The sequence below is a fragment of the Cellulosimicrobium sp. Marseille-Q4280 genome, from assembly GCF_943181405.1.
Lineage (GTDB): Bacteria > Actinomycetota > Actinomycetes > Actinomycetales > Cellulomonadaceae > Cellulosimicrobium.
Genome location: NZ_CALPBY010000008.1, coordinates 267,547 through 284,016, shown reverse-complemented (window position 1 = coordinate 284,016; position 16,470 = coordinate 267,547). Strand labels below are relative to the sequence as shown.

The following is a 16,470-nucleotide window of genomic DNA, read 5'->3' as shown; positions in this document are numbered from 1 at the left end:
GGTTCGACAGCGGTGAGCGCCTCAGCGCGCGGCGAGGAGCTCCGCGACGACGTGGGGCACCTGGTCCGCGACGTCGAGCGCCGCGACGGGTCCGCCGGGGTTGGCCCTCTCGGCGGCGAGCCCGTGCACGAGCGCGGCAGCGGCGGCGAGCTCGGCCGCGAGCGCCGGTTCGGCGAGGACCCGGTCGAGGTGCGCCGCGAGCAGGACGCCGAGGATCCCCGAGAGGACGTCGCCCGCGCCCGCGGTCGCGAGCCATGACGGCGCGTCCGCCTGGGAGTACGTCACGCCCGGTCCGACGACGACCGTCGCCGACCCCTTGAGCAGCACCGTCGCGCCCGTGAGCTCGTGGGCACGGCGCGCCCACCGCCACGGCTCGGCGTCGACGTCGGCCCGGGCGACGTCCTGCCCACGGGCCGACAGGAGCGTCGCGAGCTCGCCCGCGTGGGGCGTGAGCACGACGGACGCAGGGCACCGCCCGGGCAGCAGGGACAGGGCGCCCGCGTCGACGACGGCGGCCACGCGCGGCCTCGGGGCATCACCCGGCCGACGACCCCCCGGACCTGCGTCCGGCCGCTCGTCCGTGGGCGACGCGTTCCCCGGCTGCTCGTCCGCGGACGGTTCGGCGTCCTGACCGGTCGCGGCCGCGAGGGCGCGCCGGATGCGGTCGTGCTGTCCGCCGTCGTCCACCGGGTCGTCTCCCGGCCCCGGCGCTGCCGGGACTCCGGGACCGAGCGACCACGCCTGGACGCGGCCCTCGCCGGGGACGACCTCGGGGCGCGCGGCGAGCACGGCACGCGTGACGTCGTCCGGCCCGGCGTAGCGGACCATGCCGGGACCGGTGCGGACCGCGGCCGTCGAGACGAGCACGGCCGCGCCGGGATAGGTCGGGGTACCCGCGACGACGCCGAGCACACCGCGCGTGTACTTGTGGTCCGTCGGGCCGGGGACGGGCCACAGCGCCGCCACGTCCGCGGGCTCCAGGCGCCGAACGGTGGGCACACCCCGGGGACCGGCCGCTGTGCCGGAGGCGGTGGGACCGGCCGACGCGCCGAGCGTGAGGCCGAGGTCCACGACCGCGCCGTGGCCGACCTCGAGCGTCGCGGGCGGGAGCAGGAGACCCGGCTTCGCGGCGCCGAAGGTCACCGTGCGGTCGGCGCGCAGCACCGGTCCCGGGACGGTCCCGTCGTCGACCCCGATGCCGCTCGGCGCATCCACGGCCACGACCCGCGGGCGTCGAGGCGCCGCGGCGAGCGCGTCCGAGAGCCGGCCCACGAGCTCGCCCGCGACCCCGCGCAGTGCGCCCGTCGCGCCGATGCCGACGAGGCCGTCGAGCACCGCGTCGGCGCGCAGCACCTCGTCGACCACCGGTCCGAGCACGTCGCCGGGTACCCGGCCGGGCACGTCGCGCGCAGTCCCGCCGGCGCGGCGCAGAGCAGCCAGGCCCTCACGGTGCACCCGCTCGCTCGTGAGCACGGCGGTCACGAGCGCGCCACGGCGCGCGAGGTGCGCGCCCGCGAAGAGCGTGTCGCCGCCGTTGTTGCCCGACCCGACGAGCAGCACCACCCGGGCGCCCGTCACGCGCCCGTCGCGCCGACCGCCGTCGGGCCCGACGACGGACCTCGCGCGGGCGACGTCGCGCGCGACGACGGTGGCGAGCGCGAACGCGGCGCGCTCCATGAGCGGGACGCCGGCCTCGAGGAGCGGCTGCTCGGCGGCACGGACGTCGTCGACGGACCAGGCTTCGATCATGCCGCTCATCCTGCCCATGTCCCGCCGCGTCCGCCCCGTGGGACAGGAGCGAGGCCGGGCGCGAGCGCGCACGGCAGCCCCTAGGGTGACGGTCATGCGCTTCGGACTCTTCATCCCCCAGGGCTGGCGGCTCGACCTCGTCGGCATCGACCCCGCGGACCAGTGGGAGACCATGCGGTCCCTCGCGCGCCACGCCGACACCGCGCTCGCGGGCGACGGCCTGCCCGGTGCGGCGCACGCCTGGGAGTCGGTCTGGGTGTACGACCACTTCCACACCGTCCCCGAACCGACGGACGAGGCGACCCACGAGGCGTGGACGCTCATGGCGGCGTTCGCGGCGTCGACCGAGCGCGTGCGCCTCGGCCAGATGTGCACGTGCATGGCCTACCGCAACCCGGCCTACCTCGCGAAGGTCGCGGCGACGGTCGACGTCGTGAGCGGCGGACGCGTCGAGATGGGCATCGGCGCCGGCTGGTACGAGCACGAGTGGCGCGCCTACGGCTACGGCTTCCCGCGCGCGGGCGAGCGCCTCGCCGCCCTCGACGAGGGCGTGCAGATCTTCAAGCAGCTGTGGACGAACGGCGTCGCGACGCTCGACGGCACGCACTTCCAGGTCGACGGCGCTCGCCTCGCCCCGCTGCCGCTGCAGGTCGACGGTCCGCCGCTGTGGATCGCGGGCGGCGGGGAGAGGAAGACGCTGCGCATCGCGGCGGAACACGCGCAGTACACGAACTTCGACGGCTCGCCCGCGGGTTTCGCGCACAAGTCGGAGGTGCTGCGCGGGCACTGCGAGGCGATCGGCCGGCCGTTCGAGGAGATCACGCGCAGCGCGAACTACAACGTGGTCGTCGGCGCGACGGAGGCCGAGGTCGACGACCGCATCGCGTGGATCGAGGAGCACTACGCGCTGACGCTGCCCGAGCGCGCCCCGGAGGAGGCCGAGAAGGCGCGCCGCGGACCGCTCGTCGGGACGCCGGAGCAGATCGTCGAGAAGCTCACGGAGCTGCGCGGGCTCGGCCTGTCGTACGCCATCACGTACTTCGCGGAGGCGGCCTACGACCGCAGCGGCATCGAGCTCTTCGAGCGCGAGGTCATCCCGGCGCTGCAGGACTGACCCCGTCCCCCGCCACCGGGCGACGGCGGCCCGTCCGACGCGCGGACGGATCGCCACCGCCTGGTCGGCGGGGCGCGCCGGAGGCGTCAGCCCTCGGCCACGACCATCGCCGAGGCGATGCCGGCGTCGTGCGAGATGGACAGGTGGAACGTCCGGATGCCGAGCTCCTCGGCGCGGGCCGCGACCGTCCCGGTGATCTCCACCTCCGGGGGGCCGCCGACGACGCGGTGCACGGTCGCGTCGTGCCACTGCATGCCGCCCGGGGCGCCGAGCGCCTTCGCGATCGCCTCCTTCGCGGCGAACCGCGCCGCGAGCGACGACGGCGGGAGGTCGCGCTCGGCCGGCGTGAAGAGCTTGTCCCGGAGCCGCGGGGTCCGCTCGATCGACTCCATGAACCGCGCGACGTCGACGACGTCGATCCCCACCCCGATGATCATGCGCTCACCCTACGGCGCGACCTGGCACCGACCATGCGGTCCCCGCTCCCGCCGGCCGTCCCCCCGCCCGCCGACCGTGCGCGCGTGGCCCGTCCGGTCGACCGGACGGGCCACGGTCACCTGGTCAGCGACGTCCTGGCTACTCGACCGTGACCGACTTCGCGAGGTTGCGCGGCTGGTCGACGTCGAGCCCCTTCGCCGTGGCGAGCGCCATGGCGAAGATCTGCAGCGGGACGACCGCGAGCAACGGGGACAGCAGGGTGGGCGACTCCGGGATCCAGAAGATCTCGTCGGCGTACGGACGCACCGCGTCGTCGCCGTCCTCCGCGATGACGAGCGTGCGCGCACCGCGCGCCCGGATCTCCTGGATGTTGGAGATGACCTTCGAGTGCAGGCCCTCGCGGCCGCGCGGCGACGGCACGATGACGAACACCGGCTGGCCCTCGTCGATGAGCGCGATCGGTCCGTGCTTGAGCTCGCCGGCCGCGAAACCCTCGGCATGGATGTACGCGAGCTCCTTGAGCTTGAGCGCGCCCTCGAGCGCCACCGGGAACCCGACGTGCCGACCGAGGAACAGGACCGACGACGCGTCCTTCATCGACCGGGCCGTGGCGCGCACGTACTCGCCACGCTCGATGACGGTCTGGATCTTGCGCGGCATGTCGCGCAGGTCGTCGAGGATCGCGGAGATCTCGTCGGGGAACTTGTTGCCGCGGAGCTGCGCGAGGTAGAGCCCGAGGAGGTACGCCGCGGTGATCTGCGACAGGAACGCCTTGGTCGACGCGACCGCGATCTCGGGTCCTGCGTGCGTGTACAGCACGGCGTCGGACTCGCGCGGGATCGTCGACCCGTGCGTGTTGACGATCGAGATGACCTTGGCGCCCTGCTCGCGCGCGTGGCGCACGGCCATGAGGGTGTCCATGGTCTCGCCCGACTGCGTCACGGCGACGACGAGCGTCTTCTCGTCGACGATCGGGTCGCGGTAGCGGAACTCGTGCGCGAGCTCGACCTCGACGGGGATGCGGCACCAGTGCTCGATCGCGTACTTGGCGACGTGACCGGAGTACGCGGCCGTGCCGCACGCGACGACGATGATCTTGTCGACCGAGCGCAGCACCGCCTCGTCGATGCGCAGGTCGTCGAGCACGAGCTTCCCGGACGGGTCGGTCCGGCCGAGCAGCGTGTCGCCGACGGCGTGCGGCTGGTCGTGGATCTCCTTGTCCATGAAGGACGAGAAACCGCCCTTCTCGGCGGCGGCGGCGTCCCAGTCGACCGTGAAGCGCTTCGCCTCGGCCGGGTTCCCGTCGAAGTCCGTCACCTCGACCGAGGTCGGCGTGATCGTGACGATCTGGTCCTGCCCGAGCTCGAGCGCCTCCTTGGTGTGCGAGATGAACGCCGCGACGTCCGAGCCGAGGAAGTTCTCGCCCTCGCCGATCCCGACGACGAGCGGGGAGTCGTGCCGCGCGCCCACCACGGTGTCGGGGACGTCCGCGTGCACGGCGAGCAGCGTGAAGGTGCCCTCGAGCCGACGGGCGACCTGACCCATCGCGGTCGTCAGGTCCTTCGTCGCGCGATAGGCACGGGCGAGCAGCTGCGCCGCGACCTCGGTGTCGGTCTCCGACCGGAACGTCACGCCCTCGGCGACGAGCTCCGCCTTGAGGATCGCGAAGTTCTCGACGATCCCGTTGTGGATCACGGCGAGCCGGTCGCCGTCCGCCAGGTGCGGGTGCGCGTTGGTGTCGGTCGGACCGCCGTGGGTCGCCCACCGGGTGTGCCCGATCGAGGCCGTCGACGCCGGCAGCGGGTGCTCGCCGAGCTCGGCGACCAGGTTCGCCAGCTTGCCCGACTTCTTCGCGAACGCGACCGCGTCGATCCCCGGACCGACGAGCGCCACCCCCGCGGAGTCGTACCCGCGGTACTCGAGCCGGCCGAGTCCTTCGAGGGCGACGTCGAGGGGTCGCCCCGACGCCTCTCCCACCATGGTTCCAGGGCCCACGTAACCCACGATTCCGCACATGGTGCACGAGTCTAACGACGGCCGGTGCTCCCTCGGAGCGCCGCGATCTCGCCGTTCTTCGTGAGCCGTCCTGCGTAATTCCGGACGGCGAGCCACGCCGGCGCGGTGCACAGTGACCCCATGCCCTCCGTCCGCATCGGCCTGTCCGGATGGCGGTACGCGGACTGGCGCGGCCGGTTCTACCCGCCCGGCCTTCCGCAGCGCCGCGAGCTCGAGCACGTGGCGTCCGCGTTCCCGTCCGTCGAGCTCAACGGCACGTTCTACTCGCTCCAGCGACCGTCGTCGTTCACGGCCTGGCGCGAGCAGACGCCGCCCGGCTTCACGTTCGCGGTCAAGGGCGGCAGGTTCATCACCCACATGAAGCGCCTGCGCGACGTCCGGACGCCGCTCGCCAACTTCTTCGCGAGCGGCGTCCTCGCCCTCGGGGACCGTCTCGGGCCCGTGCTGTGGCAGCTGCCGGAACGCACCACCTTCGACCGTCCGACGCTCGAGTCGTTCCTCGACCAGCTCCCCCGCACCACGTCCGACGCCGCCCGCCTCGCGCAGGACCACGACGACCGCCTCCGCGGCGACCCGTGGACGACGACCGAGGTCGACCGGCCGCTCGTCCACGCGCTCGAGCCCCGGCACGCGTCCTTCGCCGACCCGGCGGCCCTCGACCTCCTGCGCGAGCACGGCATCGCCCTCGCGATCTCCGACGGCGCCGGGCGCTGGCCCCTGATCCAGGCGGTGACCGCCCCGCTCGTCTACGTGCGCCTCCACGGCGACACCGAGCTCTACACGAGCGCCTACCGACCGCACGTGCTCGACTCCTGGGCCGAGCGCCTCCGCCGCTGGCACGCCGACGGCCACGACGTCGAGCTGTACTTCGACAACGACGTCCACGCCCACGCCCCCGCCGACGCCCGCGCCCTGATGGACCGGGTCCCCGACCTCGCCCTCCCGGGCCCGGGCGCCCCCGTCGAGCTGCCACCCCGCCGTCGTCCCCACTGAGAGCACCACACCGCACCGCGCGACCAGGACGACGAGCGACCGTCGCCGGAGCGCACGACGTGGGGACGGGACCCGGACGACGAGCGACCGTCGCCGGAACGCACGACGTGCGGGCCGGGACCCGGACGACGAGCAGGTCGGCGCCGGAACGCACGACGTGCGGGCGGGACCCGGACGACGAGCAGGTCGGCGCCGGAGCGCACGACGTGCGGGCGGGACCCGGACGACGAGCGGGCCGCCGCCGGAGCGGACGACGTGCGAAGGGCGTCAGAGCCGCGCTCCTGAATCCGGACCGGACAGACCAGGGCGACGGCGCGGCAGCCCGAGCACGCCGTCCGCGCAGGCGACGGCGCGCGACCCAGCCCCGACCGACCCGACCGACTCGACCGAGGCTTCAGGGCACGCGCACCACCGGGAATCCGGCAGAATCGGACGGTGTCCTCCCCCGCGCCCGAGTCGACCGACGCCCTGACCCGCCTGATCGCCAGTCCGTCGTCGCCGTACGTCGACCTCGACCGCGCGGCGTGGAGCCGCCTCTCGGAGTCCACGCCGCTCCCGCTGACCGACGCCGACGTGACGCGCCTGCGTGGCCTCGGCGACCCGATCGACCTCGCGGAGGTCGACGCGGTGTACCGGCCGCTCTCGCGCCTGCTCAATCTCTACGTCACCGCGACGGCGGGGCTGCACGAGGCGACGTCGACATTCCTGCGCGAGGACACGGGGTCGACGCCGTACGTCATCGGCGTCGCGGGGTCCGTGGCCGTCGGCAAGTCCACGACGGCGCGCGTCCTGCGCGAGATGCTGGCGCGCTGGCCCGAGACGCCGCGGGTCGAGCTCATCACGACCGACGGGTTCCTGTACCCGAACGCGGAGCTGCAGCGCCGGGGCCTCATGGACCGCAAGGGCTTCCCCGAGTCCTACGACCGGCGGGCGCTCATCCGCTTCCTCTCCAAGGTCAAGGCGGGGCACGACGAGGTCCGGGCGCCGGTCTACGACCACCTCACCTATGACATCGTGCCCGGCGCCGAGGCGGTCGTCCGCAAGCCGGACGTGCTCGTGGTCGAGGGGCTCAACGTCCTGCAGCCGGCACGGCCGAGCGCGCACGACGAGTCGACCGTCGCCGTCTCGGACTTCTTCGACTTCTCGATCTACGTCGACGCCCGGACGCGCAACGTGCGCCAGTGGTACGTCGACCGGTTCCTCACGCTGCGCCGCACCGCGTTCGCGCGCCCGGAGTCGTACTTCCGCCGCTACGCGGACCTCACGGACGAGCAGGCCGTGGAGCGGGCGCGGTCGATCTGGGACTCGATCAACGCGCCCAACCTCGAGCAGAACATCCTGCCGACGCGCGGTCGGGCGACGCTCGTGCTCACGAAGGGATCGGACCACTCGGTCCAGCGGGTGCGCCTGCGCAAGCTGTGACACGTGCGCACGCCCACGGCGTCAGCGCGGCAGGCTCCCGGCACCGCCGGCCGTCGTGCCCGACGCCGCATCGGTCTCTCCCGGGGCGCTCGCCACGCCGGAGCCCGACGTCGCCCCGACGTCCCCCGGGGTGCTCGCCACGGCGGTGCCCGACGGCGCCGTGGCAGCGTCCGTCGTCGGCGCCGCGTCCATGAGGGCCACGGGGATCACGCCGCGCCGCCGGGAGCGGACCATGAGGATCCGGTCGATCACGAACCCGGCGGCGATCCCGATGACGACGCCGACGACCATCGCGAGCAGCGGCTCGTGGCCGAGCCACTGCGCGGCGACGAGGCCGATGAGGACGGAGTACAGCGCCCAGGTCACGGCCGCGATCGCGGAGAAGGCCATGAACCGGCGACGCGGGTAGCCCACGGCGCCCGCGGTCATGTTGACCGCGACGCGACCGATCGGGATGTAGCGCGCGGCGAGGATGAACGACGCACCTCGGTGCGCGAGCGCGCGCTCCGCCCAGGCGACCGCCTTGCGACCGCGCGCCGTCCGGAGGAAGGCGATGCGCTCGGTGCCGATGGCACGGCCCAGCGAGAAGGCGATCTGGTCGCCCGTCCACGCGCCGACCGCGGCGATGACGAGGACGAGCAGCAGGTTCGGCGAGCCGGTCGCGTGCGCCGAGACGGCGAGGGTGATGACGACCGACTCGCTGGGGATCGGCGGGAAGAAGCCGTCGATGGTGGCGAAGCCGAGCAGTGCGGGGTAGATCCACCCGGACGCCGCGAGAGCGAGAATCCAGGCTTCCAGATTCTCCAGGAAGGTCGACACGGCCTCGGTCACGGGGTCCTCGTTCGTCGGCTGGCGGGGAGGCCAGGCTGGCGGCGGCTGTGGTGGCACCGGAAGTGGCGTCCGGTGCCACGTCCAGCCTACGGAGCGTCCCGTCGTCGTCCATCAGGAATTCCCCCGAGAGAACCCTGAGGACTCCCGCCGGTCGCGGCGGTGACCACGAGTCTTCCGCGCGGGTGACGCGCCGTCGTCATCCTGTCGAGGGAGATCGGCCGGGGTACGGGTACGTCGGGGGGACCACGACCGGGTGAGCGCGACCGGGTCCGGTTCAGGCGTCCGCGCGGGCCTGGGGCAGGCGTGCCGCCGCGAGCGTGGACGAGAGCGTCCGCAGGTCGGCACCGTCGAGATACAGCTCGCCGCGCAGGTGGTCCGTCTCGTGCTGGACGATCCGCGCGGGCCATCCGGTGAGGACCTCGTCGACCGGCGTACCGGTCTCGTCCTCGCCGGTCAGCCGCACGGACCGCGCACGGGTGCGTTCCGCCTGCCATCCGTGCACCGACAGGCACCCCTCGACGAACGTCCGCGCGTCCTCGCCCACCGCCTCGTAGCGGGGGTTCACGAGGACGCGGAAGGGCAGCGCAGGGCGCTCGCGCTCGTCGTCCGGGTCGGGCGAGCCCGGGTCCTCGACGACCGCGAGCGCGAGACCCAGCCCGATCTGCGGGGCGGCGAGCCCGACGCCGGGGGCGGCGTGCATGGTCGCCCGCATCGCGTCGAGGAGCGCCGGGAGCGCGTCGCCGAGCTGACCCGCGTACGGGACGGCGGGCGTGCGCAGCACCGGGTGACCGGCCTGCACGATGGGCAGGAGCCCGTCGTCGAAGGTGTCGAGCAGGCCGAGCACGTGCGCCCGCAGCGCCTCGTCGACCCCGTACCGCACGCTCATCGCACCCCTTCGTCCGCAGTCGCCCCTGCACCCTGCCGGCTCACGGCCGTCCGCCGCCTCACAGCGCCAGTCGCTCGCGGACGACGTCGGCGAGCCCGCCGGCGACGGCGTCCGCCTGCTGCTGCGTCGCGGCCTCCACCATCACGCGCACGAGGGGCTCCGTGCCCGACGGGCGCAGCAGGACACGCCCGGTCTCCCCGAGCGTGGCCTCGGCGTCGGCGACCGCGGCGAGCAGAGCCTCGTCGCTCGCCGCGCGCGACCTGTCGACCCCGGGGACGTTGACGAGCGTCTGCGGCAGCCGCTGGACCACTCCGGCCAGGTCCGCGAGCTTCTGACCGGTCGCCTTGACGCGCGCCGCGAGCTGCAGCGCGGTGAGGACGCCGTCGCCCGTCGTCGCGTACCGCGACATGATGATGTGCCCGGACTGCTCGCCGCCGAGGCCGTAGCCGTGCGCGCGCATCTCCTCGAGGACGTACCGGTCGCCGACGCCGGTCTGCACCGTACGGATCCCGGCGTCGCGCATCGCGAGGAGGAGACCGAGGTTGCTCATCACCGTGACGACGAGCGTGTCGTCCGGCAGGGCGCCCTCGGCCTTGAGCGCGAGCGCGAGCACCCCCATGATCTGGTCGCCGTCGACGACGGCACCGCCGTGGTCGACCGCGATGCAGCGGTCCGCGTCGCCGTCGAACGCGACACCGAAGTCGGCCTCCGACGCGACGACCACGGCCTGGAGCTGCTCCGGGTGGTTGGAGCCGCACGCGGCGTTGATGTTGTGACCGTCGGGGCTCGCGTTGATGACGACGACGTCCGCACCGGCCGCGCGCAGCGCCGCCGGACCGACGTCGCTCGCCGCGCCGTTGGCGCAGTCCACGGCGATCCGCAGGCCGGCGAGCGGCTTGGCGTCCTCGTCGGCGCCGATGCTCGCCATGAGGTGCTCGACGTACGCGCTGCCGGCGCGGCCTGCGTCACGGGACAGCCGGCCGACGTCGCCGTGCGTGGGGCGCGACCACTCCTGGCCGATGAGCGACTCGATCGCGTCCTCGACCGCGTCGTCGAGCTTCACGCCGCCGCGCGCGAGGAACTTGATCCCGTTGTCCTGCATGGGGTTGTGCGACGCGGAGATGACGACGCCGAAGTCGACGTCCATCGCGCTCGCGAGGTAGGCGACGCCGGGGGTCGGCAGTACACCGACGTCGCGCACGTCGACCCCCGCGCTCGCGAGCCCCGCGGCGAGCGCCGCCCCGAGGAACTCTCCGGACACCCGCGTGTCGCGTCCGACGACCGCGCGCGGACGGTGGCCCTCCGGTCCGTCCGCGAGCACGCGCGCCGCGGCGACGCCGAGGTCGAGCGCGAGCTCGGCCGTCACGTTGCCGTTGGCGAGGCCTCGCACGCCGTCGGTCCCGAACAGTCGTCCCATGAAGTCCTTCTCTCACGGCGTCCGCGCGTCGACCGCGCCGTCGCCCTACCTCGCCCGCGCCGGGCATCGTCAACAGTCCTGACAAAAGCCGTCGGCCCCGGCGGACGAGTCCACCGGGGCCGACGATCACACGGCGCGGATCAGCGCTTGGAGTACTGCGGGGCCTTGCGGGCCTTCTTGAGCCCGGCCTTCTTGCGCTCGACGACGCGCGCGTCGCGAGTGAGGAAGCCGGCCTTCTTCAGCGCCGGGCGGTTGTTCTCCGCGTCGATCGCGTTGAGCGCCCGCGCGATGCCGAGGCGCAGCGCACCGGCCTGGCCGGAGGTGCCGCCACCCGAGATGCGGGCGACGATGTCGAAGCGGCCCTCGACGTCGACCAGCTTCAGCGGGGAGTTGACGAGCTGCTGGTGGACCTTGTTCGGGAAGTAGTCCTCGAGCGTGCGCCCGTTGACCTTCCACTGGCCCGTGCCCGGCACGAGGCGGACGCGAGCGACCGCCTCCTTGCGACGGCCCAGGGCCTGCCCGGGGGCGGTGATGCTCTGGCCGCGGCCCGTGGGGGCTGCGGACTCAGAGGTGTAGGTGCTGGGGGTCTCGTCACCCAGCGTGTCGGTCTCGACGGTGGTCTCGGCCACGGGTGTGTCCTCGCGTCTCTCTGTCGGCTACGCCTGGGCGGCGATTACTGCGCGACCTGGGTGATCTCGAACGGCTGGGGCTGCTGAGCGGCGTGCGGGTGCTCGGCACCCGCGTAGACCTTCAGCTTGCCGAGCTGGGCGCGGCCGAGGCTCGTCTTCGGCACCATGCCGCGCACGGCCTTCTCGACGGCACGCTCGGGGTGCTTGTCGAGCAGGTCGCCGTAGGCGGTGGCACGGAGACCACCCGGGTAGCCCGAGTGGTTGTAGGCCATCTTCTGCTCGCGCTTGTTGCCGCTGAGGGCGACCTTGCCGGCGTTGATGACGATGACGAAGTCACCGCCGTCGACGTGCGGAGCGAAGGTCGGCTTGTGCTTGCCGCGCAGCAGGGTGGCCACGTGGGTGGCCAGGCGGCCCAGGACGACGTCGGTCGCGTCGATGACGTACCAGTTGCGCTGGATGTCGCCGGGCTTCGGGGTGTACGTACGCACGGTCGTAGCCTTCGTTTCTGTCAGGTGTCTTCTTCGGTCGCTGAAGCTGGGCGGCCGAGAGGGCGTTGTCGTTGCGCGGCGGGCTCGGTCGACACCCGCTCCTTGGCCGGCAGCGAGTGGGCGCGCTAGCGACACGGGTGTCGTGAGAAGAGCACAACGACTCACCAGAGTACCTGCGTGGACGGGTCGTGGTCAAAGCGGCCGGACGGCGGCGTCCTCAGCCACGGGCGGCCGCGGTGGCGGTCGGCCGCTCCGCGACGCACACCTCGCAGCGGCCGGACCGCGCGGCCCCGACGCAGCCGTCGCAGAACAGCCGCAGCGTCCGGCAGCCGGGGTCCGCGCAGTTCTCGTACCTCGCCGTCGCGGCGCCGCACACGGTGCACTCCCCCAGCGGGGTCGACCCCGGGCCGAGCTCGACATGCATGCGCTCGTCGAACACGTAGAGCGACCCGTCCCACAGTCCCCGGGACCCGAACACCTCGCCGTAGCGCACCACGCCGCCGTCGAGCTGGTACACCTCCTCGAAACCGCGCGAGCGCAGGAGCGCCGACAGCACCTCGCACCGCACGCCGCCGGTGCAGTACGTGACGACGGGCCGCTGCTTGAGGTCGTCGTAGCGACCCGAGTCGATCTCGGCGACGAACTCTCGCGTCGTCTCCACGTCGGGGACCACCGCGCCACGGAACCGCCCGATCGCGGCCTCGAAGGCGTTGCGCCCGTCGAGCATCACGACCTCGTCGCCGCGCGCGTCGACGAGGTCGTGCAGGGCCTGCGGGCTGAGCCGCTCGCCGCCGCCGACCACGCCGTGCTCGTCCACCTTCAGCTCGTCGGCGGCCCCGAACGCGACGAGCTCGGGCCGCACCTTGACCGAGAGCCGGGGGAAGTCGCGTCCGGTGCCGTCGGACCACTTGACGTCGATCCGTTCGAAGCCGGAGTAGCGGCGCGTCGTCTTCACGTACTGCTTGAGGTCCTCCACCGTCCCGCCGAGCGTCGCGTTGATGCCGTGCTCGGAGACGATCACGCGGCCCGTCAGGTGCCAGCGCTCGCCGAGCGCCAGCTGCCAGAGCTGCACGGCGCGCGGGTCCGCGAGCGGCGCGAAGGCATAGAAGAGCACGATCTTGTGGACGGCCATGCTCTCCAGGATAGGGATCTCGCGGTGCCTCCCGGACCGTGCCGTGTCCACCCATGACCGCCCGCGTCCGCCCGCGTGCACCAGCTCGCAGGGCCCTGTCAGCGGGCCTGGTCAGCGGACGCGGTCCACCCGCTCGACGTCCCACACCGGCTCGGGCGTCTCGACGACCCGGCCGTCGCCCCCGAGGACGAGGAACCGGTCGAACCCGCGGGCGAACCAGCGGTCGTGCGTCACGGCGAGCACCGTGCCCTCGAACGCCGCGAGACCGGCCTCCAGCGCCTCCGCCGAGTGCAGGTCGAGGTTGTCCGTCGGCTCGTCGAGCAGCAGGAGCGTCGCGCCGTCGAGCTCGAGGAGCAGGATCTGGAACCGCGCCTGCTGGCCGCCCGACAGCGTCTCGAAGCGCTGCTCCGCCTGGGCGACGAGCTCGTACCGGTCGAGCGCGCGGCTCGCGTCCTCGCGTCCCCTCCCCGCCCGGTTGCCCTCGCCGCGGTGCAGGATCTCCAGCAGCGTGCGCCCGCGCAGTCCGGGATGGTCGTGGTTCTGGGCGAACCACCCCGGTCGCACCCGCGACCCCAGGACGGCCCGCCCGGTGTGGGCGACGGGCGCCGGGGCGACCGCGTCGCCGGGTGCACCGGGGAGCCCGGACGGCGCGGCGTCGGGCACGAGGCCGGGCTCCGGGTCGCTCCCGCCCGCGGCGAGGAGGCGGAGGAGGTGCGACTTGCCCGAGCCGTTCGACCCGAGCACCGCCACGCGCTCGCCGAAGAACACCTCGAGGTCGAACGGCTGCACGAGCCCGGTGAGCTCGAGGGCGTGGCACGTCACGGCGCGCTTGGCCGTGCGCCCGCCCCGGAGACGCACGCTGACGCGCTGCTCGCGCGCGAGGACCTCGGGCGGACCGGCCTCCTCGAACTTCCGCAGCCGCGTGCGCGCCGCCTGGTAGCGGCTCGCGAGCCCGTCGTTGAACGCCGCCTTCGTCTTGAGCGTCTGGACGAGGTCGACGAGCTTGCGGTGCTCCTCGTCCCAGCGGCGCGCGAGCTCGGCGAGCCGCTCGCGACGGTCCTCGCGCGCCTGCGCGTAGGTGGTGAACCCGCCGCCGTGGACCCAGACCGTGCCGCCGCCGGGCGTCGGCTCGAGCGTCGCGACCTGCGTCGCCGTGCGGGCGAGCAGCTCGCGGTCGTGCGACACGTAGAGCACGGCCTTCGGCGACTCGGTGAGCCGGTCCTCGAGCCAGCGCTTGGTCGGGACGTCGAGCGCGTTGTCCGGCTCGTCGAGCAGCAGGACCTGCTCGGGGCCGCCCAGCAGCGCCGTGAGCGCGAGCCGCTTCTGCTCCCCGCCCGACAGCGTCCGCAGCTCGCGCCACTGCGCCCGCTCGAAGGGGATCGACAGCACCTCGTCGGTCACCCGGTCCCACGTCGTCTCCGCGTCGTACCCGCCGACGTCCGCCCAGTCCGCGAGCGCCTGCGCGTAGCGCATCTGCGCGGCGGTGTCGTCGACGGTCATGATGTCGAGCTCGGCGGCCGCGAGCTCGAGCGCGGCCTCGCGCACCACGGTCGGGGCGAGCTCGACGAGCAGCTCCCGCACCGTGCGCTCGTCGTCCTCGCGGGCGACCTGCTGCCGCATCACACCGAGGCCGCCGCTGCGGACGACGGTCCCTCCGTGCGGAGCCAGGTCGCCCGTGACGATCCGCAGCAGGGTCGACTTCCCCACCCCGTTCGGGCCCACGAGGGCGACCTTCGCGCCGTCCGCGACGCGCAGGCTCACGGAGTCCAGGAGCGTCCGGCCGTCGGGCAGGTGATAGGTGATGTCGCTGATGTCGAGGTGTCCCACCCCGCCATGGTCGCCCGTGGCACGCGCCGCGGTCACGTCCTTTGGCCCTGACGACGCGCGGCCGCCACGTCCGCGAAGGGGCGGGGCGCCGTCGTGCTGCGACGGTCGTCACGAGGTGCGACGGTGGGGGCATGACCGAGACCACAGGCACCAGCCCTGACCCGGAGACCGGGGCCGAGGGCGACAACGACCAGCTCCAGGCCGAGGACACGCTGCTCGACCGCGGCGTCGACGACGTGCTCGACGAGGGGTACTCCCCGCCCGACCGCCCGCGCACCAATCACTTCGGCGAGACCGCGTGGGAGGAGGTGCACGGCGAGTCGCTCGACCAGCGCCTGTCCGAGGAGGAGCCGGAGGAGTGGGACGGCGACCCGCTCGACCGGCCCGACACGTCCCGAGCCGGCAGGCTGACCGCCGACCCGGACGCGCTGGACGGCCGCCAGAACGACACCTACGCCGACGACGAGGGCATCTCCGGAGCCGGCGCGAGCGCGGAGGAGGCCGCGGTGCACATCGTCGAGGAGCCGTGACCGGCGGGGCGCCGCCGACCGGTCACGACCCGTCGGCGGCGTCCCACACGTCCTCCTCGTTGCGGACCGCACGGATGCGCTCGGCCCGGTCCGCGAGCTCCTCGTCGGGCGGGTAGGTCACCTCCTCGAGCACGAGCCCGTGAGACGGCACGACGCCGGCCCCGCCGTCCCGCCGTCGGCTCGCCAGGAGCGCGGCGGGCCACGCGACGTCGCGCCGCCCCTCCCCCACGGCGAGCGACGCGCCGACGAGCGCGCGGACCATGTTGTGGCAGAACGCGTCCGCCCGGACGTGGGCGACGACCAGCCCGGCGTCCGGGCCCTCGGTCGGTCGTGACCACGACAGGTGCTGCAGCTCGCGGATCGTGGTGGCGCCAGGACGGGGCTTGCAGAACGCGGCGAAGTCCCGCACGCCGAGCAAGGGCCGCACGGCGGCGTCCATCGCTGCGACGTCGAGGGGCCGCCGGTTCCACAGCGTCCACTCGCGGCGCAACGGGTCGCGCAGCGCCGGGTCGTCCGCGACGCGGTACGTGTACGCGCGGTGCAGCGCGGAGAACCGCGCGTCGAAGCCGTCGGGCGCGGGCGCCGCGCGACGTACCACGACGTCGCCCGGCAGCACGCCGCCGAGGCGCGCGACGAGCGCTTCCCCGGGTGCACGGTCGGACCGGCCTGGCAGCGACTCCCACTGCGCCGTCGTGAGGTCCACGTGCGCGACCTGTCCGCGCGCGTGCACCCCCGCGTCCGTGCGGCCCGCGACGGTGAGGCGCGGCGCGTCACCGCGCAGGAGGGTCGCGAACGCGTCCTCCAGGGCACCCTGCACGGTGCGCAGACCCGGCTGCCGCGCCCACCCGGCGAAGTGCGTGCCCTGGTAGGCGAGGTCGAGCCGGACGCGCACGGCGGGCGCGTGGGGCGCGTCGGGCGCGTCTGGCGCGTCGGGCGGGAGGGCGTTCACAGGGGTTCACGGTAGCCGCCGGTCCCGGGACGCGTGGTCCCGCACCGCG

Annotated in this window: 15 protein-coding genes; 4 read left to right on the top strand and 11 right to left on the bottom strand. The window is 73.9% G+C overall.

What is annotated here, in order from left to right:
* Window positions 1-21: 21 nt before the first annotated feature.
* Complete coding sequence (locus NFS20_RS20170) at window positions 22-1,749, bottom strand: bifunctional ADP-dependent NAD(P)H-hydrate dehydratase/NAD(P)H-hydrate epimerase (RefSeq protein ID WP_251153569.1); 1,728 nt, start codon at window positions 1,747-1,749, stop codon at window positions 22-24.
* 94 nt (window positions 1,750-1,843) lie between these two features.
* Here NFS20_RS20170 and NFS20_RS20165 point away from each other — a divergent pair, with 94 nt between their 5' ends.
* The gene (locus tag NFS20_RS20165; RefSeq protein WP_251153568.1) at window positions 1,844-2,863 is read left to right on the top strand and encodes an LLM class F420-dependent oxidoreductase; all 1,020 of its coding nucleotides are present in this window, start codon (window positions 1,844-1,846) and stop codon (window positions 2,861-2,863) included.
* Window positions 2,864-2,949: 86 nt separating this feature from the next.
* On the opposite strand, the gene NFS20_RS20160 is transcribed toward NFS20_RS20165, so the two are convergent.
* Together NFS20_RS20160 and glmS are read right to left on the bottom strand one after the other, a co-directional pair.
* Window positions 2,950-3,300, bottom strand: a complete 351-nt coding sequence (locus tag NFS20_RS20160) for a holo-ACP synthase (RefSeq protein ID WP_251153567.1) — start codon at window positions 3,298-3,300, stop codon at window positions 2,950-2,952.
* A gap of 139 nt (window positions 3,301-3,439) precedes the next feature.
* A complete protein-coding gene (gene glmS / locus NFS20_RS20155; RefSeq protein WP_251153566.1) occupies window positions 3,440-5,317 on the bottom strand; it encodes a glutamine--fructose-6-phosphate transaminase (isomerizing) in 1,878 nt (625 codons plus the stop codon).
* Window positions 5,318-5,437: 120 nt separating this feature from the next.
* Between glmS and NFS20_RS20150 the strand changes: the two genes are divergently transcribed.
* Both NFS20_RS20150 and coaA read left to right on the top strand, forming a co-directional pair.
* On the top strand, window positions 5,438-6,310 hold the full coding sequence (locus NFS20_RS20150; RefSeq protein ID WP_251153565.1) for a DUF72 domain-containing protein: 873 nt from the start codon (window positions 5,438-5,440) through the stop codon (window positions 6,308-6,310).
* Between the two features lie 435 nt (window positions 6,311-6,745).
* Window positions 6,746-7,732, top strand: a complete 987-nt coding sequence (coaA, locus tag NFS20_RS20145; RefSeq protein ID WP_251153564.1) for a type I pantothenate kinase — start codon at window positions 6,746-6,748, stop codon at window positions 7,730-7,732.
* Window positions 7,733-7,753: 21 nt separating this feature from the next.
* Here the strand turns inward: coaA and NFS20_RS20140 are convergent, their stop codons facing one another.
* The 7 genes from NFS20_RS20140 to NFS20_RS20110 form a co-directional block, all read right to left on the bottom strand.
* Complete coding sequence (locus NFS20_RS20140; RefSeq protein ID WP_251153563.1) at window positions 7,754-8,563, bottom strand: DedA family protein; 810 nt, start codon at window positions 8,561-8,563, stop codon at window positions 7,754-7,756.
* 274 nt (window positions 8,564-8,837) lie between these two features.
* Entirely contained in the window at window positions 8,838-9,449 is a 612-nt protein-coding gene (locus NFS20_RS20135; protein WP_251153562.1) for a peptide deformylase, read from the bottom strand.
* 58 nt (window positions 9,450-9,507) lie between these two features.
* Window positions 9,508-10,866: a phosphoglucosamine mutase gene (gene glmM, locus NFS20_RS20130; protein ID WP_251153561.1), complete on the bottom strand. Its 1,359-nt coding sequence runs from the start codon at window positions 10,864-10,866 to the stop codon at window positions 9,508-9,510.
* Between the two features lie 140 nt (window positions 10,867-11,006).
* Window positions 11,007-11,495: a 30S ribosomal protein S9 gene (rpsI, locus tag NFS20_RS20125; protein WP_251153560.1), complete on the bottom strand. Its 489-nt coding sequence runs from the start codon at window positions 11,493-11,495 to the stop codon at window positions 11,007-11,009.
* Between the two features lie 44 nt (window positions 11,496-11,539).
* Window positions 11,540-11,983, bottom strand: a complete 444-nt coding sequence (gene rplM / locus NFS20_RS20120; RefSeq protein ID WP_251153559.1) for a 50S ribosomal protein L13 — start codon at window positions 11,981-11,983, stop codon at window positions 11,540-11,542.
* A gap of 217 nt (window positions 11,984-12,200) precedes the next feature.
* The gene (gene trhO / locus NFS20_RS20115; RefSeq protein WP_251153558.1) at window positions 12,201-13,115 is read right to left on the bottom strand and encodes an oxygen-dependent tRNA uridine(34) hydroxylase TrhO; all 915 of its coding nucleotides are present in this window, start codon (window positions 13,113-13,115) and stop codon (window positions 12,201-12,203) included.
* A gap of 111 nt (window positions 13,116-13,226) precedes the next feature.
* A complete protein-coding gene (locus NFS20_RS20110) occupies window positions 13,227-14,942 on the bottom strand; it encodes an ATP-binding cassette domain-containing protein (protein WP_251153557.1) in 1,716 nt (571 codons plus the stop codon).
* Between the two features lie 131 nt (window positions 14,943-15,073).
* Between NFS20_RS20110 and NFS20_RS20105 the strand changes: the two genes are divergently transcribed.
* The gene (locus NFS20_RS20105; RefSeq protein WP_251153556.1) at window positions 15,074-15,472 is read left to right on the top strand and encodes a DUF5709 domain-containing protein; all 399 of its coding nucleotides are present in this window, start codon (window positions 15,074-15,076) and stop codon (window positions 15,470-15,472) included.
* A gap of 22 nt (window positions 15,473-15,494) precedes the next feature.
* On the opposite strand, the gene truA is transcribed toward NFS20_RS20105, so the two are convergent.
* Window positions 15,495-16,421, bottom strand: a complete 927-nt coding sequence (truA, locus tag NFS20_RS20100) for a tRNA pseudouridine(38-40) synthase TruA (RefSeq protein ID WP_251153555.1) — start codon at window positions 16,419-16,421, stop codon at window positions 15,495-15,497.
* Between the last annotated feature and the right edge of the window lie 49 nt (window positions 16,422-16,470).